27 protein-coding genes are annotated in these 26,604 nt (G+C 61.8%); 12 read left to right on the top strand and 15 right to left on the bottom strand.

Annotated features, from left to right (window positions below; all coding sequences use genetic code 11):
• Positions 1-71: 71 nt before the first annotated feature.
• From AC1DY9_RS04810 to fabG, 3 genes are all read left to right on the top strand, one after another.
• Positions 72-1,280, top strand: coding sequence for an acetyl-CoA C-acetyltransferase (locus AC1DY9_RS04810; RefSeq protein ID WP_477665920.1), 1,209 nt, complete (start codon positions 72-74; stop codon positions 1,278-1,280).
• Between the two features lie 5 nt (positions 1,281-1,285).
• On the top strand, positions 1,286-3,433 hold the full coding sequence (locus tag AC1DY9_RS04805) for a 3-hydroxyacyl-CoA dehydrogenase NAD-binding domain-containing protein (protein WP_477665919.1): 2,148 nt from the start codon (positions 1,286-1,288) through the stop codon (positions 3,431-3,433).
• Between the two features lie 65 nt (positions 3,434-3,498).
• Positions 3,499-4,242, top strand: a complete 744-nt coding sequence (fabG, locus tag AC1DY9_RS04800; protein WP_457280697.1) for a 3-oxoacyl-ACP reductase FabG — start codon at positions 3,499-3,501, stop codon at positions 4,240-4,242.
• A 64-nt stretch (positions 4,243-4,306) separates the two neighbouring features.
• Here the strand turns inward: fabG and AC1DY9_RS04795 are convergent, their stop codons facing one another.
• Positions 4,307-4,912, bottom strand: coding sequence for a hypothetical protein (locus tag AC1DY9_RS04795; RefSeq protein ID WP_477665918.1), 606 nt, complete (start codon positions 4,910-4,912; stop codon positions 4,307-4,309).
• A gap of 273 nt (positions 4,913-5,185) precedes the next feature.
• Here AC1DY9_RS04795 and AC1DY9_RS04790 point away from each other — a divergent pair, with 273 nt between their 5' ends.
• Positions 5,186-5,536 (top strand): hypothetical protein, encoded by a 351-nt coding sequence (locus AC1DY9_RS04790; RefSeq protein ID WP_477658772.1) that lies wholly within the window; start codon positions 5,186-5,188, stop codon positions 5,534-5,536.
• A 2-nt stretch (positions 5,537-5,538) separates the two neighbouring features.
• On the opposite strand, the gene AC1DY9_RS04785 is transcribed toward AC1DY9_RS04790, so the two are convergent.
• Complete coding sequence (locus AC1DY9_RS04785; RefSeq protein ID WP_477665917.1) at positions 5,539-6,396, bottom strand: AraC family transcriptional regulator; 858 nt, start codon at positions 6,394-6,396, stop codon at positions 5,539-5,541.
• Between the two features lie 98 nt (positions 6,397-6,494).
• Between AC1DY9_RS04785 and AC1DY9_RS04780 the strand changes: the two genes are divergently transcribed.
• From AC1DY9_RS04780 to AC1DY9_RS04765, 4 genes are all read left to right on the top strand, one after another.
• On the top strand, positions 6,495-6,851 hold the full coding sequence (locus tag AC1DY9_RS04780; RefSeq protein ID WP_457280693.1) for a cupin domain-containing protein: 357 nt from the start codon (positions 6,495-6,497) through the stop codon (positions 6,849-6,851).
• A gap of 67 nt (positions 6,852-6,918) precedes the next feature.
• A complete protein-coding gene (locus AC1DY9_RS04775; protein ID WP_477665916.1) occupies positions 6,919-7,908 on the top strand; it encodes a bifunctional helix-turn-helix transcriptional regulator/GNAT family N-acetyltransferase in 990 nt (329 codons plus the stop codon).
• 164 nt (positions 7,909-8,072) lie between these two features.
• Positions 8,073-8,648, top strand: a complete 576-nt coding sequence (locus AC1DY9_RS04770; RefSeq protein WP_457280691.1) for a chromate transporter — start codon at positions 8,073-8,075, stop codon at positions 8,646-8,648.
• Positions 8,645-9,229 carry a chromate transporter gene (locus AC1DY9_RS04765; protein WP_477649214.1) on the top strand — a complete coding sequence of 195 codons (585 nt, stop codon included), beginning with the start codon at positions 8,645-8,647 and terminating at the stop codon, positions 9,227-9,229. The genes AC1DY9_RS04770 and AC1DY9_RS04765 overlap by 4 nt, the downstream gene beginning before the upstream one ends.
• Positions 9,230-9,247: 18 nt before the next feature.
• On the opposite strand, the gene AC1DY9_RS04760 is transcribed toward AC1DY9_RS04765, so the two are convergent.
• Together AC1DY9_RS04760 and rlmB are read right to left on the bottom strand one after the other, a co-directional pair.
• A complete protein-coding gene (locus AC1DY9_RS04760) occupies positions 9,248-10,399 on the bottom strand; it encodes an NAD(P)/FAD-dependent oxidoreductase (RefSeq protein ID WP_457280689.1) in 1,152 nt (383 codons plus the stop codon).
• The gene (gene rlmB, locus AC1DY9_RS04755) at positions 10,396-11,148 is read right to left on the bottom strand and encodes a 23S rRNA (guanosine(2251)-2'-O)-methyltransferase RlmB (RefSeq protein WP_477649216.1); all 753 of its coding nucleotides are present in this window, start codon (positions 11,146-11,148) and stop codon (positions 10,396-10,398) included. The genes AC1DY9_RS04760 and rlmB overlap by 4 nt, the downstream gene beginning before the upstream one ends.
• A 159-nt stretch (positions 11,149-11,307) precedes the next feature.
• On the opposite strand from rlmB, the gene AC1DY9_RS04750 reads away from it, so the two are divergent.
• Together AC1DY9_RS04750 and AC1DY9_RS04745 are read left to right on the top strand one after the other, a co-directional pair.
• Entirely contained in the window at positions 11,308-12,186 is an 879-nt protein-coding gene (locus AC1DY9_RS04750; RefSeq protein WP_457280687.1) for a c-type heme family protein, read from the top strand.
• A gap of 59 nt (positions 12,187-12,245) precedes the next feature.
• Positions 12,246-14,525, top strand: coding sequence for a protein kinase domain-containing protein (locus tag AC1DY9_RS04745; RefSeq protein WP_457280686.1), 2,280 nt, complete (start codon positions 12,246-12,248; stop codon positions 14,523-14,525).
• Between the two features lie 112 nt (positions 14,526-14,637).
• Here AC1DY9_RS04745 and AC1DY9_RS04740 read toward each other — a convergent pair whose 3' ends face one another.
• Positions 14,638-15,384: an ABC transporter ATP-binding protein gene (locus tag AC1DY9_RS04740; RefSeq protein ID WP_477665915.1), complete on the bottom strand. Its 747-nt coding sequence runs from the start codon at positions 15,382-15,384 to the stop codon at positions 14,638-14,640.
• Positions 15,385-15,487: 103 nt separating this feature from the next.
• Between AC1DY9_RS04740 and AC1DY9_RS04735 the strand changes: the two genes are divergently transcribed.
• Together AC1DY9_RS04735 and mnmH are read left to right on the top strand one after the other, a co-directional pair.
• Positions 15,488-16,093 carry an arylesterase gene (locus tag AC1DY9_RS04735; protein ID WP_477666038.1) on the top strand — a complete coding sequence of 202 codons (606 nt, stop codon included), beginning with the start codon at positions 15,488-15,490 and terminating at the stop codon, positions 16,091-16,093.
• Positions 16,090-17,157, top strand: a complete 1,068-nt coding sequence (gene mnmH, locus AC1DY9_RS04730; protein ID WP_457280684.1) for a tRNA 2-selenouridine(34) synthase MnmH — start codon at positions 16,090-16,092, stop codon at positions 17,155-17,157. The genes AC1DY9_RS04735 and mnmH overlap by 4 nt, the downstream gene beginning before the upstream one ends.
• 154 nt (positions 17,158-17,311) lie before the next feature.
• On the opposite strand, the gene AC1DY9_RS04725 is transcribed toward mnmH, so the two are convergent.
• The 10 genes from AC1DY9_RS04725 to hflX form a co-directional block, all read right to left on the bottom strand.
• A complete protein-coding gene (locus tag AC1DY9_RS04725) occupies positions 17,312-17,497 on the bottom strand; it encodes a hypothetical protein (RefSeq protein ID WP_457280683.1) in 186 nt (61 codons plus the stop codon).
• Between the two features lie 67 nt (positions 17,498-17,564).
• Complete coding sequence (locus tag AC1DY9_RS04720; protein WP_477665914.1) at positions 17,565-18,758, bottom strand: PLP-dependent transferase; 1,194 nt, start codon at positions 18,756-18,758, stop codon at positions 17,565-17,567.
• A gap of 120 nt (positions 18,759-18,878) precedes the next feature.
• On the bottom strand, positions 18,879-19,496 hold the full coding sequence (locus AC1DY9_RS04715) for a hypothetical protein (protein WP_477665913.1): 618 nt from the start codon (positions 19,494-19,496) through the stop codon (positions 18,879-18,881).
• A 39-nt stretch (positions 19,497-19,535) separates the two neighbouring features.
• Positions 19,536-20,060, bottom strand: coding sequence for a phosphoribosyltransferase (locus AC1DY9_RS04710; protein WP_411877599.1), 525 nt, complete (start codon positions 20,058-20,060; stop codon positions 19,536-19,538).
• 75 nt (positions 20,061-20,135) lie between these two features.
• Positions 20,136-21,476 (bottom strand): adenylosuccinate synthase, encoded by a 1,341-nt coding sequence (locus tag AC1DY9_RS04705; protein ID WP_457280680.1) that lies wholly within the window; start codon positions 21,474-21,476, stop codon positions 20,136-20,138.
• A 45-nt stretch (positions 21,477-21,521) separates the two neighbouring features.
• Positions 21,522-22,712, bottom strand: coding sequence for an ATP phosphoribosyltransferase regulatory subunit (locus AC1DY9_RS04700; protein WP_477665912.1), 1,191 nt, complete (start codon positions 22,710-22,712; stop codon positions 21,522-21,524).
• Between the two features lie 129 nt (positions 22,713-22,841).
• Positions 22,842-23,030 carry a DUF2065 domain-containing protein gene (locus tag AC1DY9_RS04695; protein WP_457280678.1) on the bottom strand — a complete coding sequence of 63 codons (189 nt, stop codon included), beginning with the start codon at positions 23,028-23,030 and terminating at the stop codon, positions 22,842-22,844.
• A 6-nt stretch (positions 23,031-23,036) separates the two neighbouring features.
• Positions 23,037-23,939 carry a protease modulator HflC gene (gene hflC / locus AC1DY9_RS04690; protein WP_457280677.1) on the bottom strand — a complete coding sequence of 301 codons (903 nt, stop codon included), beginning with the start codon at positions 23,937-23,939 and terminating at the stop codon, positions 23,037-23,039.
• An 11-nt stretch (positions 23,940-23,950) separates the two neighbouring features.
• Positions 23,951-25,375 (bottom strand): FtsH protease activity modulator HflK, encoded by a 1,425-nt coding sequence (gene hflK, locus AC1DY9_RS04685; protein WP_477649226.1) that lies wholly within the window; start codon positions 25,373-25,375, stop codon positions 23,951-23,953.
• Between the two features lie 57 nt (positions 25,376-25,432).
• Complete coding sequence (gene hflX, locus AC1DY9_RS04680) at positions 25,433-26,593, bottom strand: GTPase HflX (RefSeq protein WP_457306705.1); 1,161 nt, start codon at positions 26,591-26,593, stop codon at positions 25,433-25,435.
• Positions 26,594-26,604: the final 11 nt, after the last annotated feature.

Here is a 26,604-nt window from a genome sequence, read left to right as displayed (position 1 = left end):
GGCGAAATGCATATACTTCAACGGCCCCTTCCCGCCAGCCCTGCGTTCCCGCCTTCCCGAGGAAAGCCATCATGAGCATCGAAGCCTTTATCTACGACGCCATCCGCACGCCGCGCGGCAAAGGCAAAAAAGACGGCAGCCTGCATGAGGTCAAGCCCGTCAACCTGCTGGCCGGCGTGCTGACCGACCTGCAACGGCGCAGCGGCTTCGACACTGCGGCCATCGACGACGTAGTGATGGGCGTGGTTTCACCGGTGGGTGAACAGGGTGCGGTGATTGCCAAGGTGGCCGCGCTCAAGGCAGGCTGGGATTTCCGCGCCTCGGGCGTGCAAGTCAACCGCTTTTGCGCCTCGGGCCTGGAAGCCGTGAACATGGCCGCGCAAAAAGTGCGCTCCGGCTGGGAAGACCTGGTGGTGGCCGGTGGCGTCGAGAGCATGAGCCGTGTACCGATTGGCGCCGACGGCGGCGCCTGGGCGCAAGACCCGGAAACCAACAGCGCCACCCTGTTTGTGCCGCAAGGTATAGGCGCCGACCTGATCGCCACGATGGAAGGTTTCAGCCGCGCCGACGTGGACGCCTTTGCGCTCGAAAGCCAGCAGCGCGCTGCCCAAGCCCGCGCCGCCGGCCACTTCGCCAACTCCGTTGTACCAGTCATGGATTTTCTCGGCCAGACGATTCTGGCCGAAGACGAATTCATCAAACCGCACACCACGCTGGAAGGCCTCGCCTCGCTCAAGCCTGCCTTCGACCAGCTGGGCAGCATGGGCTTTGATGCGGTGGCGCTGCAGCGCTATCCGCAGGTCGAGCGCATCCACCACGTGCACCACGCCGGCAATTCGTCGGGCATCGTGGACGGCGCGGCCGCCGTACTGGTGGGCTCGGAGGCCGCCGGAAAAATCCATGGCCTCAAGCCGCGCGCCCGCATCGTGGCCGCCGCACTGAGCGGCGCCGACCCGACCATCATGCTGACCGGCCCCATGCCCGCCACGCGCAAGGCACTTGCCAGGGCCGGCATGACGGTAGAGCAGATCGACCTGTTCGAAGTCAACGAGGCCTTTGCCGCCGTGGTGATGCGCTTCATGAAAGAGATGAAGGTGCCGCACGACAAGGTCAACGTGAACGGCGGCGCCATTGCCATGGGCCACCCGTTGGGCGCCACCGGCGCGATGATCCTCGGCACGCTGGTCGACGAGCTGCACAGGCGCAAGTTGCGCTACGGCCTGGCCACGCTGTGCGTGGGCGGTGGCATGGGCATCGCAACGATTGTTGAAAGAGTCTGAATGCCATGAAGACCATCCAGTACCAAATCGAGGGCGGCATTGCCACCATCACGTTTGACGAACCAGACTCCCCCGTCAACACCATGTGCCTGCAGTGGCAGGACGATCTCACTGAAGTCACCGCGCAGGTGGTGAAAGACAAAGACGCCCTCAAAGGCATCATCCTCGCCTCCGCCAAAAGCACTTTTTTTGCCGGCGCTGACTTGAAGGCCGTGATGCGCCTCACACCGGCCGACGCGCCCAAGGCCTACGCAGAGATCGAACGCGTCAAGAAAAACTTCCGTACCCTCGAAACGCTGGGCATCCCCGTGGCTAGTTGCCTTAACGGGACGGCATTGGGCGGAGGCTGGGAAGTCGCATTGGTCGGCCATTACCGCGTGGCGGTGGACGACCGCAAAACACAGTTTGGCCTGCCCGAGGTCACGCTGGGCCTGCTGCCGGGCGCCAGCGGCGTGAGCAAGATGACGCGCCACCTTGGCTTGATGGGCGCGCAACCCTATCTGGTCGAAGGTAAAACCTTTAACCCGCGTGAGGCGCTTGAGCTGGGACTGGTGCACGAGCTGGTGGCCGATGCCGATGAGCTGCGCGGCAAAGCACTTGCCTGGATAGCCACCAACCCCACGGCCCAGCACCCCTGGGAAGCCCGGGACTACAAAATCCCGGGCGGCACGCCGGCCAACCCGAAGATCGCCGCGGCGCTCAGCGCCGCGCCCGCCATGCTCAAAAAGCAGACGCGCGGCCTCTACCCCGCGCCTGAAGCCATCCTGGCCTGCATGGTGGAAGGCACACAGGTGGACCTGGAAACCGCCTTTCGCATCGAAAGCCGCTACCTCGCCAAACTCATGACGGGCACCAATGCCAAGGCCATGATCAACACCTTTTTCTTCGACATGAACGCTATCAAGAGCGGGCAGTCGCGGCCCAAAGGCGTAGGGCGTTTCAGGCCTGCCAAGGTCGGCCTGCTGGGCGCCGGCATGATGGGTGCGGGCATCGCTTACGCACAGGCCAGCAAAGGCATTGCCACCGTGCTCAAGGACGTGAGCCAGGACAAGGCCGAAGCCGGCAAGGCTTACAGCAGCAAGATCACCGCGCCGCGTGTGGAGAAAGGCCGTATGACGGCCGCCGAGCAAAGCGCCCTGCTCTCACGCATCACCGCGACCGACCAGGTGACGGAACTGGCCGGCTGCGACCTCATCATCGAGGCCGTCTTCGAGCGGCGCGACCTCAAGGCCAAAGTGACGCAGGAGGCCGAGCCTTTGCTGGCGTCCGGCGGTTTCTTCGCATCCAATACCTCGACCCTGCCCATCAGCAGCCTGGCCACGGCAAGCGACAGGCCCGAAAAATTCATCGGTATCCACTTCTTCAGCCCGGTCGACAAGATGAAGCTGGTCGAGATCATTCGCGGCCGGCAGAGCGACGATGAAACCGTGGCCAGCGCTTTTGACTATGTGCAGGCCCTGGGCAAGATCCCCATCGTGGTAAACGACGCGCGCGGTTTTTACACCAGCCGCACCTTCGGCACCTTTGTGATGGAAGGCGCGGCCATGCTGGGCGAAGGCATTCCCGCCGCCGCGATTGAAAACGCCGGCATTCAGGCAGGCATGCCCGTCGGCCCGTTGGCCGTGCTCGACGAAACCGCGTTGTCATTAAGCGTGCATGTGCTGGACCAGACACGCACCGACCTCACCGCAGAAGGCAAGACCTACACCGCCACGCCCGGTGAACTGCTGGTCGAACGCATGGTAAAAGAGTTGAAGCGCCCCGGCCGCGCGGCCGGCGGCGGCTTTTACGACTACCCCACCGGGCCCGGCGCGAAAAAGCACCTGTGGCCCGAACTCAAGCCCCTGTTTGAAAAACCCGGCGCCGCCTGGGACATCAACGAACTCAAAGACCGGCTGCTTTACCGCCAGGCGGTGGAAACCGCCCGCTGCCTCAGCGAAGGCGTGCTGACCACCGTGCACGACGCCAACATCGGCTCCATCTTCGGCATAGGCTTTCCGGCCTGGACCGGCGGCGCGATGCAGTTTATCTACGGCATGGGGATTGACGCCTTTGTCTCTCGCTGCGGCGAACTGGCCAAAAAATTCGGGCCCGGCTTTACGCTCACGGGTGCGGTCAAAGATGCGATCCGCCAGCATCAGCCGGTTTACTGAGCTGCTTCGTTTAACTCACCCATCCTCCCATTCATCTCATCGATCCATATCCAAATATCCACTTCATGCCAAGACTCCAAAACAAGATCAGCATCATCACCGGCGCCGCCCAGGGCATAGGCCTCGCCACTGCACTCAAGTTTGCCCAGGAAGGCGCCACCGTCATCGTCTGCGACGTGAAACAAGCCGGGGTGGATGATGCCGTCAAGCAGTGCCAGGCCCTGGGCGCGCAGGCCGTCGGTTATGTGATGGATGTGACCCAGCGCGCCATGGTGGATGCGGTGGTCGGCAAGGTCAAAGACCAGTTCGGCCGCGTCGACGTGCTGGTCAACAACGCCGGCATCACCCAGGACGCACGCCTGCAGAAAATGACGCTCGAACAGTTCGACAAGGTAATCGACGTGAACCTGCGCGGCGTCTTTCACTGCGCACAAGCCGTGGCCGACACCATGACAACGCAAGGCAGCGGCGTGATCCTCAATGCGAGTTCAGTCGTCGGCATCTACGGCAACTTCGGCCAGACGAATTACGCCGCCAGCAAGTTCGGTGTAATCGGTTTCACCAAAACCTGGAGCCGCGAGCTAGGCCCCAAGGGCGTGCGCGTGAATGCCGTGGCCCCCGGTTTTATTTCAACGCCCATCCTCAGCACTATCCCCGACAAGGTACTGAAGGAGATGGAGGCCCATGTGCCGCTCAGGCGCCTCGGACGGCCCGAGGAGATTGCCAATGTCTATGCCTTCCTCGCGAGCGATGAGGCGAGTTATATCAATGGGGCAGTGATTGAGGTTTCTGGTGGGATGTCGGTCTAGGGTGGTATCGGGTGGTATCGCGAAAATGACTTCCTGCTGTCGGGAACCATGCTTGACCGAACAATCAGGCCCTGCGCTCACGGATAGCTTTTGATTTTCTAAGCTCGCTCATCAACTCTTCAACAAAAGTGGTAGCTCGTGCTTCCGGGTTCTCATCACCAAGAAACCATTTCGCGTGGTTGCTCACTGAAGTAGTGGCCCAGACAGTTTGATTGGTCTTTAGATCGACTAAAGACCATCGGATACTAAAACTTGCTCCGGTATTAGATTGCATGACCGAGGCAGGAAACACAATCAAACGATGCGAAGCGCCAAAAAGTCTTTCTTCGTCCTGTGTGGCMTTGATTACCTCTTCAACTGGAACACGTGTACTGGTGTTGGAAGGGTTTGGGCCTTTTTCTTCCAGGGAGAACTGGGTGGCAAATGGGGAATCGTTAAACCAAAGTTGCTTGGACGAGATATTTTCCTTGCTCAATGAATCATTTAGCTGACGCTTTACTTCTGCCAGGAATTTCCTTCCCAGAGCTCCTTCACGCAAGTCAAGAAATGAGTAGACGTAAACCGAACTTACACGATTCTCTCCCGCGAATTCAGGCGCGTTCGAGCGAAAAGATGTAGTCGCGCAAGCTGAAAGAAGAGCAATGGCGAGAAGTAGCAATACTTTTTTCAAGGGATCCTCTGGAATGATTGATGACTCAACATGGTGACGCCCGTTCCGTGCTCTCGGGGGGCCGACCTTGAAGCAAACAAGACGCGCCCATGCTTGCTGGTGATTCTATGCGTGCAACTTGCGAGCTGTATTCTTCAAAAACAGGCTGGTGCGGGGCAAATAGCCAATCCTGTTGCCTATTCACGGCTTCCACGATTCAACATGCCACTCATGACAATCTGCAATATCGATATAGCTTTTTAGTTCTTTGGGAGATGCAGGAGAATCCCCAAAATGCATCCACAGATGGTCACAAATCCGAACTCGGTAGTTGACGACCTCATCGATCGCATCACTGCGATCGTGCTGCGGACCTATGAGGTTGACCAACTCTTGCCTCACGAAAGCGCCGAGCGCCTCTCCCTTGCCGGCCATGAACTCGTGAGCGCCATTTCGACGGACACTGGGCAAATCGAGTTCTCCTGTGAGCTGACCCTTGCCGCTCACGAGAGGAAAAGCGCGTTCCTGGTGAAGGTACAGGGCCAGGCCGCCTATGAAACCCCGATCTGGCGCATCAACGAGATCTATAACGTGGTTGTGGACCCGCTTGACCGCGGGGAATCCTTATTTGCCGACCTGCAATAGATTCACCCGATTGTGGCCGCGGAAGGTTTCATCTGCCGCAGCCAAGCGCCAGGCGACAAACCCACACTGCCCTTGAAGCGCCGGCTGAAATGGCTCTGGTCGGCAAAACCGCAGGCGGCGGCCACCTCGGCCAGGCCCTGCCCGGCCAGCATGGCTGACTGGGCGCGTTCGATGCGAACGGCGTTGAGGTAGATATGCGGTGGTACGCCAAACTGCCGGGCGAAGGCGCGGGTCAGGTGAACACGCGACAAGCCGGCCTCGCCTGCGAGGGCATCGACGGTGATGTCCTGGTCGAAGTGGCTGCGCAGGTAGTCGCGAATGCGGGCCATGCGTGCAACGCCAGCCGGCTTCACATCATCGCCTGAGCGCCGCTCTCCATAGCGCTGCAGCAAGCGCACCAGCACATTGCGCGTGAGCTCTTCAGCGCGCAGCGACTCTTGCGCCTGTCCGCCGGCGCCTATGGCACGCGCCAGCGCACGACCCATGGCGGCGTCGCGCACCACAGGTTGGCAAAAGTAGGCCGCCATGTCGAGGCCAGCTTCCTTGTCGCGGCATTCGTTCACCACCTGCTGCGACACATACAGCATGCTGTAGCCAAAGCCTTCCTGCGTGCCGCGCTGGCCGTCATGCGGCTCGTCGGGATTAAAAAGAATCACATCGCCGCGCAGGCTGGCGTGCAGCGTGCCGCCGCAGTGAAAGGTCTGCACGCCGGAGGCGGTGACGCCGATGGAATAGGTTTCGTGGCTGTGGCGCTCGAAGGTGTGCTCAGTGAAGTGGGCGTTCATCTGCGTCACACCGGCCAGTGCGCCGGGACGAAAGCGGGCCCAGTCTTTGGGCGTGGGGGCCTGGGCGTCGTGCATGAAACAATCGTAAAGGAAACAATCGTACAAGACGCGGTAGCCCTGGACAAGGAGACTCCCCTTCAACCGCATTCAACCGCCATGAAAGAGGAGTTCACATGAAAGAAGCCGTAGACCTGCAGACCAAGCTCGCGACCTTTGAAGGCCACTGGCAACCGCGCACCGTGAGCGAATTCAACGGGCACGACGTGATGGTCGTCAAGGTCCAGGGGGAATTCAGCTGGCATTCGCACCCGGAGAGCGACGATTTCTTCCTGGTGCTCAAGGGCGAGCTGCACATCGACATCGACGGCCAGCCCACCGTTACGCTCAAGCCCGGCCAGCTGTACGTGGTGCCTCGCGGGGTGCGTCATCGTCCGCGGGCACCGCAAGAGGCGCACCTGCTGCTGATTGAGCCGACCGGCGCGCCCAACAGCGGCGATGCGGCCACAGCGGCGCCGCGCCGGGTGATCTGAGGCCGGTTGAGACCGGGCAAATGCCAGATACTTGACTTTGTCAACTAATTGATTGACGATATCAGCCATGGCCTCGTCAATTAATACCACCGCCTCAAGCACGCCTGCCCCGCCCCAGACTGGAGCGCCCTCCGCTTCTACAGCCCACGTCAAGGCCGTGCGAAGCTTTAACCGCTTCTACACCCAGCGCATCGGCGTGCTGGACCCTTATCTGGACAGCGAGTTTTCGCTGACGGAGGTGCGGGTGTTGTATGAACTGGCCCACCGCGACCAGCCCACGGCCACTGAGCTGGGGCGCGACCTGGCGCTGGACGCGGGTTACCTGAGCCGCATCCTGCGCCGCTTCGAAAGCCAGGGCTGGCTGGCGCGCGCGCCTTCGCCAGCGGACGCGCGGCAAAGCCTGCTGAAGCTGACCAAGGCCGGCCACGCTACATTTGCGCCGCTGCAGCAGCGCTCCCGTGACGAAGCCGCCGCCCTGCTGGCCGCGCTGGCGCCGGACCACCAGCAAAAGGTGGTGACGGCCATGACCACGGTGCAGCGGCTTTTGGCCAGCAGCACGGAACCTGCCGCGACACGAACCGTGCTGTTGCGCGACCCCGGGCCCGGCGACATCGGCTGGGTGGTGCAGCAACACGGTGAAATTTACGCGCGTGAATACGGCTGGAACAGCGAATTCGAGGCCTTGGTGGCCGATATTGCCGGCAAGTACCTCAAGAACCACCAGCCGGAGTGGGAGAAGTGCTGGATAGCCGAAGTCGACGGTGAGCGGGCGGGCGCGGTGTTTGTGGCGCGTAAATCAGCCACCGTGGCCCAGCTGCGCATGTTGATCCTCACGCCGCAGGCGCGCGGACTTGGCTTGGGCGGGCGCCTGGCCGACGAGTGCATCACATTTGCGCGCAGCAAGAGCTACAAAAAAATGGTGCTCTGGACCAACAGCTGCCTGGACGCAGCGCGCGCCATTTACGCCAGGCGTGGTTTCAAGCTGACCAGGAGCGAGCCCTACCATGGCTTTGGGAAAGAAAACCTGGTGGGCGAAACCTGGGAGCTGCGGCTGTAGCCGCCATGCAGGGCATGTCGGGCGCTGGCTCAAAAATTTACGCCATTTTGGCCTCCAGCCCATATCCAACGAGCGCAAGCAGCTATCTTATTAATAGCAAACGGCGGCCCTTGGTCTCCTGTGTACGGGCTGTGGTGCATCAATGAAGCGGCGATAATTGGTGCATGAGCACCCCTCCCGCCGAAGACCACCCGAAACCCCGATCCCTCTCCGACCTTTTCATCTCATTCACCTTGCTGGCGCTTCAGGGCTTTGGCGGTGTACTGGCTGTCGTGCAACGCGAGCTGGTCGAAAAAAAGCGCTGGATGACGCGCGAGGAATTCATTGAAGACTGGGCCGTCGCGCAAATCATGCCCGGGCCCAATGTAGTCAACATCTCACTGATGATAGGTGGCCGCTACTTCGGCCTCAAGGGCGCCCTGGCCGCGCTGGCCGGCATGCTGACCGTGCCGCTGGTGCTCGTGCTGCTGCTGGCGGTGGTCTATGCCCAGTTTGCCGGGCATCCCGGCGTGGCTGGCGCGCTGCGCGGCATGGGCGCCGTGGCAGCCGGGCTGATCGGCGCGACCGGCCTGAAACTGTTCGGCGCGCTCAAGAAAAACGTGCTGGGCCTGCAGCTGTGCGCCGCGTTCGGTGTGGCATGTTTCGTGGCCATCGCCCTGCTGCGCTTTCCCCTGGCCTATGTGCTGCTGGGGCTGGGCGGCGTGGCCTGTGTGCTCGCTTACCGCAGGCTGGCACCATGACCGAATCGCTGCACCTCGTCTTCGGCGCGCGGGAGTGGTTTGACCTCTTCCTGCATTACCTCTCGCTGTCGCTGCTGTCGATAGGCGGGGCCATCACCACCGCTCCCGACATGCACCGTTTCCTGGTCGACAAACAGCACTGGTTGACCGACGCGCAGTTCAACGCGTCCATTGCCATTGCGCAATCAGCCCCCGGGCCGAATGTGCTGTTCATCGCTTTGCTGGGCTGGAATGTGGGGCTGAACGCAGGGGGCATGCTGACCGGGCTGCTGGGCGTTTTCCTGGCGATGCTGGGCATCCTGATTCCGAGCACCACCCTCACCTACCTGGCTGCGCAGTGGGGGCACCGCAACCGCGAGCTGCGCGCGGTGCGGGCTTTCAAGCAGGGCATGGGGCCCATCGTGGTGGCCTTGCTGATCGCGACAAGCTGGATATTGGCCACCGCCAACGGCAGTTCGCTGAAAGACTGGCCGGTGTGGTTGCTGGCAGCCACCACCGCCGTGATTGTCTGGCGCAGCAAGATCCATCTGCTGTGGCTGCTGGGCGCCGGCGCATTGCTGGGCTGGTATGGGCTGGTCTAGAGGCCCGTTCCGGGGCGGCTACTCTGGTTTGCCGCGCCGGTGAAAGTACACCATGCGCGCAGCCTGCCGCATGGGTTCGGTGTCCAGGGCCATATTGAAGATCCAGTCTGCCTGAAAGCGGTCAAACAGCCAGCGTAAGGTGCGCTTGGCGCGGAACTTCGGATAGTGCCGCACCAGCCCTTGCGCCGGATCGGCCGGGTCGCTGCCGTCGACCGCGCCCTCCTGCAAAAAGGCGGCTACCGCGCTGCCCACCGCATCGCCATGCTGCAGGGCCGTATGGATGCCACCGGCCGTCACGGGCGACACCATGCCGGCAGCGTCACCGACCAGCATGACGCGTGCATCGGACACCCGCTTCAGCACCCCGCCGCAAGGAATCATGCCGGCGCGCGTCGCCAGCGGACTTGCGTTGCCGACATCCACATGCGGCGCGATTTTTTCCATGAAAGCACCCATCCATGCCTGTTTGGCAGGCACGGACGCGCCTGAAGGCGACATCCGCCTGGCCAGCCCGATCTGGTGAATGCCGGCACCCGCAACGGCCCAGCCGATGTAGCCGGGCGCGAGCTGGCGGTCTATGAAGCAGTGCAGCAGGTTGGCATCCAGCCGGGCCTGGCCGTATTCATGCTCGATGCCAAAGAGAAACTGGGTATTGAGCGACAGGCCCAAAGCCTTGGCCACACGTGAATGGGGGCCGTCGGCGCCGACCAGGTAGCGGGCCTGCAGCACCATCGGCTCCTGCGAGGTGACCGACTTGACCGACACGGCCCAACCGCCGCTGTCTCGCGCAGCCTGCTCGAACAGCGTGCCGGCCAGCAAGGTGACACCGTCCGCCACGACGGACGCACACATCCAGTCCAGCAGGGCCGGCGTGTCGGTTGCCCAGAAGTAATACCCGGGCGCGTGCAGATCGACATGGCGAAGATTGGGCGAATAAAGCCTCACACCGTCCACCTGCCGCACCAGCGCCGCGGGCACTTGCCGCAACCACGGGATGGTGTCTATGGCATCTTTCACGATGATGCCGGTGGTGTGCAGCTTGTCGCCGGAAGAAGTCTTCTTTTCGACAATGGCGACCTGCAGGCCCGCCCTGGCCGCGGCGCGCGCGCAGGCCAGCCCGGCAAAACTGGCGCCTATGACGACCAGGTCGAAGTGCTGCGGCGTCGTCATGCCCTGCGCTGGCGCAGGGCTTCGTACAGGCACACACCGCTGGCTACGGACACATTCAGGCTTTCCACCGCGCCATGCATCGGGATGCTGACCAGTTCATCGCAAGTCTTGCGCGTGAGCTGGCGCATGCCCTCACCTTCAGCGCCGAGCACCAGCGCCACGGGGCCTTTCAGGTCCACGTCGTAAATTGTTTTTTCCGCATCGTCGCTGGTGCCTATGCACCAGATGTTGCGTTCCTTGAGCTCGCCGAGGGTGCGGGCCAGGTTGGTCACCATGAAATAAGGCATGGTTTCGGCGGCGCCACTGGCGACCTTGGCGACGGTCGCGTTGATGCCGGCCGCGTGGTCCTTGGGCGCGATGACAGCATGGGCGCCGGCGCCATCGGCCACACGCAGGCAGGCGCCGAGGTTGTGCGGGTCGGTCACGCCGTCGAGCACCAGCAGCAGCGGCTGGGCCACACCGGCTTCTTCGAGTTGCTCCAGCAATTCGTCGAGCGATTTGACCTGCGCCAGTGCGTCGACCCGGGCCACAACGCCCTGGTGGCCGTGGCTGCCGCACATCTTTGCCAGGCGCAAACCGTCGGATTCGATCAATCGCACACCCGCCTCCCGGGCCCGGTCCGTGAACTGGCGCATGCGCGCATCGCGGCGGGACACATCGAAAAACACTTCCAGGACGGACTGGGGCGCTGTTTTGATACGAACGCCGACGGCATGGAAGCCAAAAAGCACTTTGGGAGAAGAAGACATGGCTGCGATTATCACTGTTGGCCGTAATTGGCATTACTACCGGTGTATCGGGTGCGACGAGCGGGGCACAATGACCTCCGGGCAGGACTAAAATAGTAACAATTTGTTGAACCTGTTGAATAATCCCGCTCTGCTGACTGCAGGGCACCTGGAGGCGCTATGGGCTTGAGACTGAAATTCAATTTGGTGCTGGTCGTGGTTTTTTTGGCCGGCTTTGCCGCGGCCGGCTACATCTCGCGCCAGCTGCTGCAGGACAATGCGCGCGAAGAGGTTCTGCGCAACGCCCGCCTCATGATGGACACCGCGCTTTCCGTACGGGCCTACACCGTCGAGCAGATCAAGCCGCACCTGGACAAACAACTCGAGGAAGTGTTCCTGCCCCAGACCGTTCCGGCCTACGCCGCCACCGAAACGCTGGGCCACATCCAGAAAAAGTACCGTGACTACGGCTACAAGGAAGCCACGCTGAACCCGACCAACCCGCGCGACCGCGCCACCGACTGGGAAGCGGACATCGTCCAGCAATTCCGCCAGAACGCCGAATCGAAAGAACTGATTTCCGAGCGTGCCGCCGCCACCGGCCGCCTGCTTTATATAGCCAAGCCCATTCAGATCACCAACGCGGCGTGCCTGCAGTGCCACAGCGTGCCGGCCAATGCGCCCGCCAGCATGATCAAGATCTACGGCGAGGCCAACGGCTTCGGCTGGAAACACAACGAAATCATCGGCGCGCAGGTTGTCACCGTTCCCATGGACATTCCCATCCGCAACGCAGACCGCACCTTCAAGACCTTCATGGTCTCGCTGGCAACTGTCTTCGCCGTGGTTTTTGTCGTACTTAACCTGATGCTGAGCTGGCTCATCGTGCGGCCTATCCGCCGCATGTCCCAGGCCGCCGACAAGGTGAGCACCGGTGACTTTGATGTACCGGAATTCGCTGACGGCGGAAAAGACGAAGTGTCCGTGCTCGGCGGCGCGTTCAACCGCATGAGGCGCAGCCTCGAAAAAGCCATGCAGATGATCGACCACGGCGCCTGATGTCCGGCCGGGCTCAATAATTCACAGGCACCCTCAGCCCCCACGAATCGATCCCACGAATGGAAGAACCGGAAGAAACAACGCAAGCCCTGCCCGTGCGTCCCACAGGCGGCGAAGGCAAGGACGCGGCTGCGCTTCTGCCGGGGCAAACCGTTTTTGAATATCGCATCGACAAGATGCTGGGCGGTGGCGGCTTCGGCATCACCTATCTGGCGCAGGACATCAACCTGCAGCTGCCGGTAGCCATCAAGGAGTACTTTCCCGGCGACCTGGCCGTGCGTTCGGAAGACCTGTCAGTGCACGTGCGCTCAAGCGCGAACAACGGCCAGTTCAATTGGGGGCTGGAGCGTTTCCTCGACGAAGCGCGGGCGCTGGCGTCCTTTCGCCACCCAAACATCGTGCGGGTGCTGCGTTACTTCAAGCAAAACGGGACCGCCTACATCGTCATGGAATACGAGTCCGGCGACCCGCTCAAGCGCTGGCTGGCCAGGCAGCCGGCGCTGGACCAGCAGGGCCTGCTGAAGATCATCTACCCGTTGATGGACGGGCTGGAAGCGGTGCACAAGGTGAATTTCCTGCACCGCGACATCAAGCCGGACAACATCTACATCCGCGCCGACGGCACGCCGGTGCTGCTCGACTTCGGTGCCGCCCGGCGCGTGACCGGCAACCACGACATGACCAACATCGTGAGCCCGGGCTTCGCACCGTTTGAGCAGTACCACAGCAAGGGCCACCAGGGGCCTTGGACGGACGTCTATTCGCTGGGTGCGGTGATGTACTGGATGACGACGGGCCACAAGCCCATGGAGTCGGCCTCGCGGGTGCGCGAGGACACCATGCCCAAGGCGGCCGACACGGCCAGCGCGGTGGTCTTCGGTGCGCCCCTGCTGCGCGCCATCGACTGGGCCATGATGCCCAACGAAACACAGCGCCCGCAGGACGTCGGAGCCCTGCGCCAGGCCCTGATCAGCTCGGACTTTCTCAAGACGCAGACCATCCGCGCCGCCAACCCGTCGTCCAACACAGCCGCCATTGCCCCGGTAGCGACGGTAGCGCCGCAGACCGATACGTCAACCACAAAGACAAGCAAGCTGCTGTCCGAAAGCGCCGTGCTCGCCTACGCGGCCAATTCCCAGTCCATTCCGCTCAACAGTGCCGAAAACCTGCGCAAGAACGTACTGGGCACGATCATGTTCCTGGACCTGGTGTCCTACTCCACCTATTCGGTTGACCAACAGGTGGCACTGAAGACCCTGTTCAACGAACTCATCACCAAGGCCATCGGCGGCGTGAAGGAGTCGTCGCGCATCATGATCGACACCGGCGACGGCGCGGCGATCTGCTTTCTGGGCGACCCCGAAGAGGCCCTGCAGTCGGCCCTGCTGCTGCGCGACCTGCTGGTACAAAAGTACGGCCGCAAGCTGTCCCTGAGGGTGGGCCTGCACCTGGGGCCAATCCGCATGGTGTTTGACATCAACAACCGCGTCAATGTGGTGGGCGACGGCATCAATGTGGCTCAGCGCATCATGGACTTTTCCAGGCCCAACCAGATCGTGGTCTCGCGTGCCTATTACGACGTGATTTCACGCATCACCGACAGCGCCGCCAGCCTCTTCGACTACCTCGGCCCGCACATGGACAAGCATCTGCGCTCGCACGAGATCTATGCGGTGCTGGACCCGAACGCCGCACCGGCCGCGCCGATGTCCCGCAACATGGAGTTCGAACACACCGCCTCTTTTGCCGCGCTGGCGTCGCTCACCCCGGAAATCGCGCTGGAAATTGAAAACGAGCTGGCCAAGGCCATCGGGCCGCTGGCCAAGGTGCTGGTCAAGAAAGCCATTCCGCGCACGGTCAGCGCCCAGGGGCTGCGCGACCTGCTGGCCATTTCCATTCCCGATGCGACGGCCCGCGAAGCCTTCCTGAAGCCGCGCCACGCCAGCGCGACGGTGAATTCGGGGTTGCATGGCGCCAGTGGCCCATTGCGGTCTACCGGCGGCAGCAGCAGCTACAGCCGGCCCATTTCCTCGACGTTTTCCCGCCCCTTGCGCAGCGACATGAGCCGGCCCCTGTCCACGTCGGCAACGACATCCGGAACGACCTCGGCATCCTCCACATCAATCAATGTGCAGAATTTCAATGCGGAGCTGCAGGCGCAGCTGGAACGCGCGCTCAGCCAGCATATCGGCCCGCTCGCCAAAACCCTGGTGCGCAAGGAAGCAGCCCGGCAGCTTACCTTTCTGGCACTGATCCACGCTTTGGCGCAGCAGATTGACCGGCCTGATGATCGCGCGAAATTTCTGGCCATCGCGCAGAAAATGCACGGCGGGCGCTGAGGGCGGCTTTTACGCCCCGCAATACGCTATGCTTTTGATAGCTGCTTGCGCCCGATGACAAAGGCCTTCAGGCCATTTCCCCTTACGCTTTTCCGCTGGGGAACTCTCGGCATCACGCCGGGCTGACACGCCCCGCATCAATGGTGATGCGACGCTCACAGCGCGACGCGATGGCCTGGTCATGCGTCACCAGTACCAGGGTCGTGCCGAGTTCGCGGTTGAGCTCAAACATCAGCGACATCACCGTCTCGCCGGTGGCAAAGTCCAGGCTGCCTGTCGGCTCATCGGCCAGCAGCACCGCCGGCTGCACCACAAAAGCACGGGCCAGCGCCACACGCTGCTGTTCGCCACCCGACAACACTTTCGGGTAGTGGCCCAGCCGCTCCCCCAGGCCGACACGCTTGAGCATGTCGGTGGCCAGCGAGCGTGCGTTTTTGGCGCCCGACAGCTCCAGCGGCAGCATGACGTTCTCAAGCGCCGTCAAATTGCCCATGAGCTGAAAGCTCTGGAAGACAAACCCGACCTTCTGCGCACGCAGGGCGGCCCGGTCGTCTTCGCTGATTGCAAAGATGTCCTGCCCCGCCAGCCTGACCGTGCCCTGCGTGGGCGTGTCCAGCCCTGCGATGATGGACAGCAAGGTGCTTTTGCCGGAACCCGACGCACCGACAATGGCAGCGGTTTCCCGGGGAGCCAGGGCGAAGTCAATATCGCGCAAAATGGCCAATGTGCCGGTGGAGTCGGTGACCGACTTGAAAACATGCTCAACGGAAATAATTGAAGACGTCGGGGACGGTGCGGGCACAGCGGAAGCCGCAGCCCTGGAACCATCATTCACGCCACTCACCACGGGTTCAAACATGTCGGCCTTGTCAGGAAATATGAATTCAGACTTTACCAAGCTTGCCCTTGCGGCGGCAAAGCGTTTGCTAAAACCTTTCGGGGCGCTGCTTGTGGCCGCCGTGATGGGTGGCGGCGCTCCGGCGGCAATAGCGCAAACGCCGGCGCCCAAAGGGGAAACCATTCTGGTGGTCGGTGATTCACTCAGCGCCGAATACGGCCTGAAACGCGGAACCGGCTGGGTGCCGCTGCTTGAAAAACAGCTTGCCAGCGAAAAAAAGACTGCCAAAGTCGTCAACGCCAGCATCAGCGGTGACACCACTTCGGGCGGCAGTTCCCGCCTGCCGGCGCTGCTGGCACAGCACAAGCCTGCCGTGGTGGTCATTGAGCTGGGCGGCAACGATGCCCTGCGGGGATTGCCGCTGAACATGACCGAAAAGAATCTTGTCACGATGACGCAGGCGTCCAAAAAAACAGGGGCCCGGGTGCTGCTGGTGGGCATGCAGGTACCGCCCAACTACGGCAGTGCCTACGCGGCCACGTTTTCAGGGCTGTTCGGCAAGGTTGCCAAGGCGGAAAAAGTGGCCCTGGTGCCCTTCTTTCTCAAGGGCATTGCCGACGCGGCCGACCCGGTGGCCAACTTCCAGGCTGACCGGATCCACCCGAACGAGCAGTCGCAGGCGAAGATGCTTGCCAATGTGTGGCCCGAGCTGAAGAAACTGGTCAAGTGAGCCTGGACCGCATTTCCGCCGAAGAAGCGCTCGAAACGCTCGGACGTTATTCCGGGGTGATTGACGCCCGCAGCGAAGGCGAATACGCCGAAGACCACCTCCCGGGCGCGGTGAACTGGCCCAGCCTGCACGACGAGGAACGCAAAATCGTCGGCACCAAATACAAGCAGATCAGCCAGTTCGAAGCCAAAAAACTGGGCGCGGCGCTGGTGGCCAAAAACATTGCCGAGCACATCCAGCGTGATGTACTGGACAAACCCCGCGAATGGCAACCGCTGCTGTACTGCTGGCGCGGCGGCAAGCGCAGCGGCTCGCTGGCGCTGGTGCTGGACCAGATCGGCTTCAAGGTGACGCTGGTGGACGGCGGTTACAAGGCATTTCGCGCCGCGCTGGTGGCGGATTTGCCGCAGCTGGCCGGCCGCTTTAACTACCGGGTGGTGTGCGGCCCCACAGGTTCGGGCAAGACCCGGCTGCTGCAGGCCCTGGCGGCCGAAGGCGCGCAGGTGTTGGACCTGGAAGCGCTGGCCAACCACCGCAGCTCGGTGCTGGGCGCCATCCCCGGCGTGCAGCAGCCCAGCCAGAAGGCGTTTGACAGCAGCATCTGGGCTGCGCTGAAACGTTTTGATCCGGCTCAACCGGTCTATATTGAAAGTGAAAGCAAGAAAGTCGGCAATGTGGCCGTGCCGGAAGGCCTGATCACCGCCATGCGGGCCAGCCCTTGCCTGCAGCTGGACCTGCCGGAGGATGAACGCGTAGCGCTGCTGCTGGAAGACTATGACTTTTTCGTGAAAGACATCGCTTTCTTCTGCGAGCGCCTGGGTGCGCTGACGGAAGCACGCGGCAAGGCCACAGTGCAGGACTGGCAGGCCCGCGCCCGCAGCGGCGACGTGGCTTCGGTGGTGCGTGAGCTGCTGGTCAAGCACTACGACCCGGGTTACCTGCAGTCGATGCAGCGCAACTTTTCCGGGCACGCCACGGCCCGAGTGCTCTCGCCGCAGGATCACAGCACCGCAGCCATGACCGCGCTGGCGCAAGCCCTACAGGCTGAAAATTCCGCCCCCTGAAACGACAAACCCGGCTGACCTTCACAGGTGTTGCCGGGTTTTTGATTGCCTGCCGTTTTTTTGGCTTTTTTGCGTTTTGTTGCTATCAGATCAATAGCTGCTTGCGCTTGTCCATCAAGGGCTACAGCCTTTTTTCATCAAGAATCTGGGAGGCTCAGGGGGCCGGGTCTACAGGTGGAAGGCCACCGGGCGCCTCACCGTCGACATCGGGCGTATCGGTCCCGTCGTCAGCGGCATCGTCCGGCTTGCCCTCTGCCTTGCGCTTGAGCTTTTCTTCTTTTTTGCGTTTTTTCGCAAGCTCTTTCTGGCGCTTTTCGTAAGAGTAATTGGGAGTTGCCACTGCGTGCTTTCGTGAATAGGTAACCCTTACTGTACTGCATTGCCGTCACGGTATGCCAAGCCTTTGGTCAGGCTTTTTCCAGCGCCTGGGCAATGTCCGCCTGCAGGTCTGCAACGGCCTCCAGGCCCACCGAAAAGCGCACCAGGCCCCCCTTGTATGGCCATGGCGTGGTGGTGCGCAGGGCCGGTATGTCGTACGGCGCGCACAGGCTCATGGGGCCCGCCCAGCTGTAGCCCAGTTTGAAGAGCTTGAGACTGTCACAAAAGCGGTCCACCCGGTCCTGCGTGAACTCCGGCTTGAAAACGGCACTCATCAGGCAGGCGGCGCCCCTGCTGTCGCGTTTCCAGGTTTCATGGCCAGGCGAGCCGGGCAACGCTGGATGCAGCATGGCTGCGATTTGCGGCCGGGTTTGCAGCCAGCCGGCCAGCTCCCGCGTCGCAGCATCCTGGGCGGCATAACGCAAGGCCATGCTGTTAAGGCCGCGCAACACCAGTTCGGCATCGTTGCCGCCCACGCCATAACCCACGCGCATGTGGCAAAAATGGACCAGGTGGTGCAGCGCCTCGTCGCGAGTGACGACGGAGCCCATCAGCACGTCAGCGCCGCCGCTGGGGTATTTGGTCAGCGCCTGGACCGAGATGTCGAGGCCGAGATCAAAGGCGTTGAAAGCCAGGCCAGCGCCCCAGGTGTTGTCGAGCGCGGTCACAATGCCGGCGGGGTGGGCATTCTTGTGCGCCTTGACGGCCGCGACCAGCGCGGGCATGTCGGGGAACTCCAGCGTGATGGAGCCCGGTGCCTCAATCCACACCAACCGGGTTTTCGGGCCCAGCTTGGCAGCCAGATCGGCAGGGTTCATCGCATCGTAGAAGCGGTGGGTGATGCCCCAGGCGGCCAGCTCGCCCTGCGCGAAGCTCTTGTTGGGGCCATACGCGTTGTCGGGAATCAGCAGCTCGTCGCCTGCTTTGAGCAACGCCATGCCAACCAGCACGACCGCCGCCAGGCCGCTGGGCACCAGCGTGCAGTATTTGCCGCCTTCCAGGGTGGCGATGCGCTCTTCCAGCGTGAAAGTGGTCGGCGTGCCATGCAGACCGTAGGTATAGCCGGTCTTGTGCTTCCAGTCGCGGCTGCGCAGCGCGGCGACGGTCGGGAATGCAATGGTGGAGGCCTTGTAGACCCCGGGCGGGATGGCGTCAAACCCGGCAGGCGGCTTGTACGGATGGTGGATCAGGGTGGTGGAAATGTCGGATGGAGAATCACTCATGCAGCGATATTACGGCAGTTTTCCAGCGCTACTCAACCCTCGTTCGGGGTAATTCGGCCATCCAGGGAGCATGGAATTGGCAAGCTGAAAAAAGCCCTCCGGGCAGCATTGGCAAGGACCTTATCGCTCCTTGTCGAAATAGCCCGCGTCCGCGATGCCCATCAACTTCACCAACTCGTGGCGCAAGGCCGCACTCTCAGGGCCTTCGGTGCGTAACCCGCGAAATGTGTTGGCACATCTTTGCCAGCGGGATTCGCCACGGGCCACCGCACCAAAGCGTCCTACTTCAAGCGCTGGTTTTGTCGTTTTGAAAAGTAGCTCAACCACCACCCAATATATATCGTCGTCCCCGAATCTTTGCACCGACCGAATCGCACGAAATTCATCGAAATCGTATTCGTCGAAGCTTCTCCCGAGAAAGAGAGATGTTTTCCAATCGCGAATACGCTTTGTCTTTTGATTGACGTCAAAATTGAAACTGCCATGCTGGGAAGTCCATAGCATCCACCATACGGTGCCAACCATCATGAATGTGCCGCTGCAAAGGAGAAGCCATGACAGCCACGGCTCTGGTGCCCGGCGACCCAGAAACGCGATGAAACCGCCGCTGCAAATCATCAACGGGACCGCCAAAATGAGGAATATCCAAGCAGCCAAACCAGCAGACGCTTCAGTTTGAAGCGACTTCCAGTTGTGCGGTCCGTCAGCGGACGGCAAGACCGGCGGACTTTGCATCATGCGGCGCTGACCAGTGTCAAACCGACGTATCCGACTCTGCTAAATCTTCCACTTCGCCATCAGCTGGGCCGGTGACAGCGAGTCATAGCCTTCAAACGGCTGGTGGATCCACGGATTGGTGGGCAGCAGTTCGACCGAATAATCAGGCTGGAAGGTTGAGACGCCCTTGGTCCAGATCACGGCGCTGCGGAGTTCGGTGATGGGCTTGTAGTTGTTCTTGAGCTGGTGGATCACGGCGTTGAGCGTGTGGCCGGAATCGGCCAGGTCATCGACCAGCAACACCTTGCCTGCAATCTCGCCCTTGGGCGTGGTGATGAAGCGGGCGATGTCGAGATTGCCCTGCGTCATGCCGGCGTCGGCGCGGTAGGAGCTGGTGGACATGATGGCCAGCGGTTTGTCGAAAATGCGCGAAAGAATGTCGCCGGGACGCATGCCGCCTCGGGCCAGGCACAGGATGGTGTCGAACTGCCAGCCGGATTGATGGATCTTGATGGCCAGTTTTTCAATCAGGTTGTGGTACTCGTCATAGCTCACATAGAGATGCTTGCCGTCTTCTGTCAACATGAAATGCTCCTGATTTGATAGCTGCTTGCGCGCGACCCTATTGGGCCAGACGGTTATTTTGCTAAAGGTTTGTGGCTAGGCAGCGTAGGGGTTGCGCAGCAAAATGGTGTGGTCCCGGTCCGGACTGGTGGAAATCATGTGGATTGGCACGCCGGTGACTTCCTCGATCCGGTGCAGGTATTTCTGCGCGGCAGCCGGCAGCTTGTCGTATTGCGTGACGCCAACGGTGCTCTGGCTCCAGCCCGGCAAGGTCTCATAAATCGGCTTGCAGCGCTCGATCTCTTCAGCGCCCATCGGCAGGATGTCGGTGATATGGCCGTCAAGCTCGTAGCCGGTGCACAGCTTGAGCTCGTCGATGCCGTCCAGCACGTCGAGTTTGGTGATGCATAGACCCGAGAGGCCGTTGACCTGGGCCGAGCGCTTGAGCAGCGCGGCGTCAAACCAGCCACAGCGGCGGCTGCGCCCCGTGGTCACGCCTTTTTCGGCGCCCACGGTACTGAGGTGGTAGCCCACCGTGCCGGGCTTTTCCCAATCAAGTTCGGTCGGAAAAGGCCCGCCGCCCACGCGGGTGCAGTAAGCCTTGGTGATACCGAGGATGTAATGCAGCATGCCCGGGCCCACGCCCGCGCCCGCGGCGGCATTGCCGGCCACACAGTTGCTGGAAGTGACATAGGGATAGGTGCCGTGATCGACGTCGAGCAAGGTGCCTTGGGCGCCTTCAAACAGCAGGTTGGCACCGGCCTCGTTGGCATCGTTGAGCTCGCGCGAGACGTCGGCCATCATGGGCTTGAGCAACTCGGCGTGGCGCATGGCTTCGGCGTAGACGGTGTCGAAGTCGACTGCCGGCGCATGCAGGTAGCCGGTCAGCACGAAATTGTGCAGGTCCAGCAGCTCGCGCAGCTTGGCGGCAAAACGGTCTGGGTACTTGAGGTCCTGCACGCGCAAGGCCCGGCGGGCAATCTTGTCTTCATACGCGGGGCCGATGCCGCGGCCAGTGGTGCCGATCTTCGTCGTGCCACCCTTCTCGCGGTAAGCCTCGCGCGCGACATCCAGCGCAACGTGAAAAGGCAGGATCAGCGGGCAGGCTTCGCTGACGCGCAGGCGCGAGCGCACTTCGACGCCGGCTTTTTCGAGACCTTCAATTTCTTCGAACAATTTGGCGGCCGACAGCACCACACCGTTACCGATATAACACTTCACGCCGGGGCGCATGATGCCACTGGGAATCAGGTGCAGCGCCGTTTTCACACCATTGATGACCAGCGTGTGGCCGGCATTGTGGCCGCCCTGGAAGCGCACCACGCCTTGCGACATCTCGGTCAGCCAGTCGACCAGCTTGCCCTTGCCTTCGTCGCCCCACTGGGTGCCCACGACCACGACATTACGGCCCGCGGCTGCGGTTTGTTTGTTTGTCATCTTCAATTCTCGTTAAGGTTTCGGGATAAAGCCGGGCGCAGGCCCTCAAGCGGCTTTTTTAAGGGGCTGGACCACCCATTGACCGGCAGTGTTTGCCAGTTCGCGGTCGCAATCAAACTCGTTGACTTCATGTTCGTGGCCGGGCAGCACGCAGGCCACAGTTTCGCCGCCCGCACGCAGGCGGGCGATGGCGGCACGCAGGCCGGCATCTTCGCCCCAAGGCGCACGGATGGCGGCCTTGAGGGCCCGGGGTGGCAGCACACTGACCAGCTCTTTGAGGTCAAGGCTGAAGCCCGCTGCAGGCCGGTTGCGGCCGAACACGGCACCGACTTCGTCATAGCGGCCGCCGCGCACCAGCTCGGCGCCCTGCCCGTAAATGGCAAAACGGGTGCCGCTGTAATAGGCGTAGCCGCGCAGGTCGGCCAGGTCAAAACTGACCTTGACATCGCCTTTTTCACCCCTGGTGTGTGCGGCCAGCCATTTCAGGTTTTGCAGCGCTGCTTTCAGGCCCGTTGAAGGCGGCAGGATTTTTTCCGCTTCGGCCAGCACTTTTTCGTCGCCATAAAGCTGCAGCAACGCCTTGAGGCCTTCTCGCGCCGCAGCCGAAATACCGTCCTTGAGGCTGGCGATCAGGCTGCCGAGTTCGCTCGCGTCCTTGGCCGCCAGCGCGGCATGGATGAGCGCCAGGGTTTTGCCGTTGACGGTAGCGCCAGCCAGCAGGCTGTTGACGATGCGGACATCCGCCATGTCCACGCTCAGTTCAGTGACGCCGGCCGCCTTGAGGCCCTCAAGCGCCAGCTGCTGGGCTTCCAGGTCGGCCTCCAGGCCGGCATGGCCGTAGATTTCGGCGCCAAACTGGAGCGGTTCACGGGTGGCATGAGGCCGGTCGGCACGGGTGTGCAGCACCGGGCCGCAATAGCAAAGGCGGGCAACACCGCTGCGGTTGAGCAAATGCGCATCAATGCGGGCTACCTGGGGCGTGGTGTCGGCACGCAGGCCCAGGGTGCGGCCGGAGAGCTGGTCCACCAGCTTGAAAGTCTGCAGATCTAGGGCCTCGCCGGTACCGGTCAGGAGCGACTCGAGGTGCTCCAGCAGCGGCGGCATGACAAGCTCATAGCCATAGCTGCGGGCGGTGTCGAGGAACAGACGGCGCAGCTCTTCGATGTGGCGCGCCTCGGAGGGCAGGACATCGGCAATTTGATCGGGCAATTGCCATGATGACGACCAGGCGGGCATTGTGATTTTCGTGGGCTGTTAAAAACAGCATTTTACCGGGCTTGAAGCGGGTTTTCGGCCTGCTGAAGGCCCAATGACGCACTCTGGCGGAAATACCTGCCGGTGTCCGGTTTGCCGGGGGAGGCGAAATCAGGCCAGCACAGCCAGCAGGATCAGGCCCGCCGCAATGCTGCACAAGCCGAAGAAGCGGATCTGACCGTTGCCCAGAGTGAGAATCTGCTCGAACATGCGGCGCCAGCCGCCGGGAGAGATGAAAGGCAACAGGCCCTCGATGACCAGCATCAGGGCCAGCGCCATCCAGAAGGTGTTGCCGTCCACGCCGGCTTATTTTTTGGCGGGTGCGGCGTTGCCGGAGCCTGGGCCGCGCATCGCCTTGAAAAAGTCGGATGAAGGGTCCAGAACCATCACGTCGCTCTTCTTGTTGAAGCTGGCTTTGTAGGCATCCAGGCTGCGATAGAACTGGGCGAACTGCGGGTCGCGGCCGAAGGATTCGGCATAGGTGCGGGCCGCTTCGGCATCGCCTTCGCCTTTGACTTTTTGCGCATCGCGGTAGGCGTTGGCGATGGTGACTTCTCGCTGGCGGTCGGCGTCGGCGCGGATTTTTTCGCCCTCTGCCAAACCGGTAGAACGCAGTTCATTGGCCACGCGTTGGCGCTCCGCAACCATGCGCTTGTAGACGGAATCGGTGATGGCTTCCACATAGTCCACGCGCGTGATACGCACGTCGACCACGTCCACGCCCCACGGCTGGGCGCCCTGTACGGCCTGCAGCACTTCGCGCTTGACGTCGGCCATCAGGGCTTCGCGCTTGAGCGAAAGCAGGTCCTTGACGGTACGTTTGTTGATCTCTTCCTGGAAGGCATTGCGCACCACGCGGTTGAGCTGGTTGGCGCCGGTTTTTTCGTCCAGGCCGACGTTGCGAATGTAGTCGGTGGGCTGGATGATGCGCCAGCGCACGTACCAGTCGATCACGACACGCTGCTTTTCTGCCGTCAGCATGGGTTCGGCGTCGACGCTGTCGAGCACCAGCAGGCGCTTGTCGATGTAGGAGACGTTCTGGAACGGCGGCGGCATCTTGAAATGCAGGCCCGGTTCAGTGACCACATCCTTGATCTGCCCCAGCGCATAAACCACGCCGAACTGCCGCTGGTCCACCACAAAAAGCGTGGAACTGAGCAATGCCAGGATCACCAGCAACGAAGAAATGATAAATCCAACTCTATTCACGATCGTCTTCCTTAGCGTGTTTCACGATCGCGCGTGCGGGAAGCATCGCGGGAGCGGGCATCGAGGGGCAAGCTGGAAACCGGCGCGGCAGGTACCGTCGGCGAAGACGCTGCGCCGGGAACCAGCGCGGGCTCTGCGGCACTGCCAGCATCACCCTGCGCCGTCATCTGCATGATTTTGTCCAGCGGCAGGTATAGCAGGTTGGAGCCCTGACGGGATTCGACCATCACCTTGGTCACACTGGAATAAACCTGCTGCATGGCGTCGGTGTACATGCGGTCGCGGGTCACCTGGGGCGCCTTCTGGTATTCGGTCAGCACCGAACGAAAACGCTGGGCATCACCCTGTGCCTGGGCCACGATTTTGGCTTTGTAGGCTTCAGACTCTTCCTTGAGGCGGGACGCGGAACCCACGGCACGCGGGATCACATTGTTGGCGTATGCCTGGGCTTCGTTCTTGGCGCGTTCGCGCTCCTGGCCTGCCTTGAGCACATCGTCAAACGCTGCCTGCACCTGCTCGGGGGGACGCACACCGCTCTGCTGAAGGTTGATGCCGACAACTTCAACGCCGACCTTGTAACGATCGAGGATGGTCTGCATCAGGGCGCGCACGCGTGGCCCGATCTGGTCACGCTCTTCCGCCAGGGCGAGATCCATCTTCATTTTCCCGACCACTTCACGGACGGCTGTTTCGGCAGCTTGAACCACCGCCGCTGCAGGGTCCTTGCTTTCAAAAAGATAGGCGCGCGCATCATTCAGGCGGTACTGCACGGCAAACTTGATTTCAACGATGTTTTCATCTTCAGTCAGCATGGCCGAGTCGCGCAGGCCCGTTGCCTTGATGATGACATCACGGCCGACGTCCACTGAACGGATCTGCGTGACCACAACGATTTCGTGGCGCTGCACAGGATACGGGAGCCGCCAGTTGAAGCCCGCGCCCACGGTGGAGTGGTATTTTCCGAACTGGGTAATGACGGCCTGCTGGCCTTCCTGAACGATGAAAAACCCGGTACCCAGCCAGATCAGCACTGCGACACTGGCAATCAGTCCGACACCAATGCCGGCACTTTTCATATCGGGCTGAAAGCCGCCGCCACTACCGCCGTTGTTTCCACCGCCATTGCCGCGGCCAAATCCACCACGGTTGGGGTTGTTCTTGCCGCCGCCGAAAAGGCCGCCCAGCTTGCGATTGAAGTCGCGCCAGAGTTCGTCCAGGTCGGGCGGGCCCTGGTTGGGCCCCTGCCCCTGTGGGCGGTTAGCGGGCCGGGTCGGTTGTTTGTCCTCCCGCGGAGCTTCGGGCTTGGCGTCGTCGGAAGACGGTTTGTCGTCATCCCGGCCCCAGCGCGGATCATTGAGGTTGAACATGCCTTGGGCGCGTTGCTTGAGCCGGCCTGGCAAGCTCGTCAAGGTCTGCAGCACGGGGTTCAGATTCATGGGATCAAACTCACTTTTTTTCGTTACACCGACATTGTGCCTAATGAAATCGCCCTATCAGGCAAGGTCCTCGGCAGTTTGGGGGATTTCGTCGGCCGGCGGGTTGACCGCGTAGCCAGCCAGCAGCGCCCGCAAAAGCGGCAGGCCTTCACCTGTCTGCGCACTCACGAACACCCGTTCAACGCTGCGGCTTGAGCCCTCAAACGCGTCCCTGAGTTCGAACATGTCTTGCAGATGCAGGGGCAAGCTGTCCTTTTCAATAGCGTCCAGCTTGTTGAACACCAGTATTTGCGGCACATCGGCCGCGCCAATCTCCGAAAGCACGCGCTGGACCTGCTCGATCTGCTCGAGGTAGTCAGGATTGGCGCCGTCCACCACGTGCAGCAGCAAGTCGGCATCCGCTGCTTCCTGCAGCGTTGCGGCAAAGGCATCAATCAAGCCGTGCGGCAGGTCGCGGATGAACCCCACCGTGTCCGACAGCGACACGGAACGCGCGGCGTCACCCAAATAAAGCTGCCTTGTGGTGGTGTCGAGCGTGGCGAACAGCTGGTCGGCCGCGTAGGCACGCGCCTTGACCAGCGCATTGAAGAGCGTGGATTTTCCCGCGTTGGTGTAACCCACCAGGGAAATCGTGAAGGAATTGCGGCGCTCGCGCTGCTTTCGCTGCGTTTGCCGCTGCTTCTTGACCTTGAGCAAGCGTTCTTTGGTGCGCTTGATCGCGTCACCGATCATGCGTTTGTCGAGCTCGATCTGCTTCTCACCCGGGCCGCCGCGCACGCCGGCGCCGCCGGTTTGCCGCTCCAGGTGGGACCAGCGCCGCACCAGTCGCGTAGACATGTATTGCAGCCGGGCCAGCTCAACCTGCAGCTTGCCTTCGTGGCTACGCGCGCGCTGGGCAAAGATTTCAAGAATCAGCAGGGTCCGGTCGTTGACCGGCATGTCCAGGTGCCGCTCCAGGTTGCGCTGCTGCGCCGGGCTGAGAGACTGGTCGAACAGAATTTCCGTGGCGCCGGTATCCAGCGCCATCAGCTTGATTTCGTCGGCTTTTCCGCTGCCGATGAAGAGCGCGGCGTCGGGCGCCTTGCGCCTGCAGGTGACGCGCGCAACCGGCTGCAGGCCTGCTGTTTGCGCGAGCAAACCCAGTTCCTGCAGATCAGCATCAAAGTTTGGCAACCCCAGATCGACCCCTACAAGAAGGACCAGGGGTTTCGGGCTCACCGGAGCATCGT

It is taken from the genome of Polaromonas sp. P1_F6 (assembly GCF_056405695.1).
Note: the sequence above shows the minus strand (reverse complement) of the source record. Positions and strands in the feature narration are given on the sequence as shown.

Bases quoted from the DNA above. Each gene is read 5' to 3' on its own strand.
- fabG (WP_457280697.1), top strand. From the start codon at position 3,499: ATGCCAAGACTCCAAAACAAGATCAGCATCATCACCGGCGCCGCCCAG.
- AC1DY9_RS04810 (WP_477665920.1), top strand. From the start codon at position 72: ATGAGCATCGAAGCCTTTATCTACGACGCCATCCGCACGCCGCGCGGC.
- AC1DY9_RS04760 (WP_457280689.1), bottom strand. From the start codon at position 10,399: ATGACGACGCCGCAGCACTTCGACCTGGTCGTCATAGGCGCCAGTTTT.
- AC1DY9_RS04805 (WP_477665919.1), top strand. From the start codon at position 1,286: ATGAAGACCATCCAGTACCAAATCGAGGGCGGCATTGCCACCATCACG.
- AC1DY9_RS04750 (WP_457280687.1), top strand. From the start codon at position 11,308: ATGGGCTTGAGACTGAAATTCAATTTGGTGCTGGTCGTGGTTTTTTTG.
- AC1DY9_RS04785 (WP_477665917.1), bottom strand. From the start codon at position 6,396: ATGCACGACGCCCAGGCCCCCACGCCCAAAGACTGGGCCCGCTTTCGT.
- AC1DY9_RS04735 (WP_477666038.1), top strand. From the start codon at position 15,488: ATGGGTGGCGGCGCTCCGGCGGCAATAGCGCAAACGCCGGCGCCCAAA.
- AC1DY9_RS04745 (WP_457280686.1), top strand. From the start codon at position 12,246: ATGGAAGAACCGGAAGAAACAACGCAAGCCCTGCCCGTGCGTCCCACA.
- hflK (WP_477649226.1), bottom strand. From the start codon at position 25,375: ATGAATCTGAACCCCGTGCTGCAGACCTTGACGAGCTTGCCAGGCCGG.
- AC1DY9_RS04700 (WP_477665912.1), bottom strand. From the start codon at position 22,712: ATGCCCGCCTGGTCGTCATCATGGCAATTGCCCGATCAAATTGCCGAT.
- AC1DY9_RS04765 (WP_477649214.1), top strand. From the start codon at position 8,645: ATGACCGAATCGCTGCACCTCGTCTTCGGCGCGCGGGAGTGGTTTGAC.
- AC1DY9_RS04715 (WP_477665913.1), bottom strand. From the start codon at position 19,496: ATGATGCAAAGTCCGCCGGTCTTGCCGTCCGCTGACGGACCGCACAAC.
- AC1DY9_RS04770 (WP_457280691.1), top strand. From the start codon at position 8,073: ATGAGCACCCCTCCCGCCGAAGACCACCCGAAACCCCGATCCCTCTCC.
- rlmB (WP_477649216.1), bottom strand. From the start codon at position 11,148: ATGTCTTCTTCTCCCAAAGTGCTTTTTGGCTTCCATGCCGTCGGCGTT.
- AC1DY9_RS04705 (WP_457280680.1), bottom strand. From the start codon at position 21,476: ATGACAAACAAACAAACCGCAGCCGCGGGCCGTAATGTCGTGGTCGTG.
- AC1DY9_RS04720 (WP_477665914.1), bottom strand. From the start codon at position 18,758: ATGAGTGATTCTCCATCCGACATTTCCACCACCCTGATCCACCATCCG.
- AC1DY9_RS04710 (WP_411877599.1), bottom strand. From the start codon at position 20,060: ATGTTGACAGAAGACGGCAAGCATCTCTATGTGAGCTATGACGAGTAC.
- AC1DY9_RS04740 (WP_477665915.1), bottom strand. From the start codon at position 15,384: ATGTTTGAACCCGTGGTGAGTGGCGTGAATGATGGTTCCAGGGCTGCG.
- AC1DY9_RS04775 (WP_477665916.1), top strand. From the start codon at position 6,919: ATGGCCTCGTCAATTAATACCACCGCCTCAAGCACGCCTGCCCCGCCC.
- AC1DY9_RS04780 (WP_457280693.1), top strand. From the start codon at position 6,495: ATGAAAGAAGCCGTAGACCTGCAGACCAAGCTCGCGACCTTTGAAGGC.
- AC1DY9_RS04790 (WP_477658772.1), top strand. From the start codon at position 5,186: ATGCATCCACAGATGGTCACAAATCCGAACTCGGTAGTTGACGACCTC.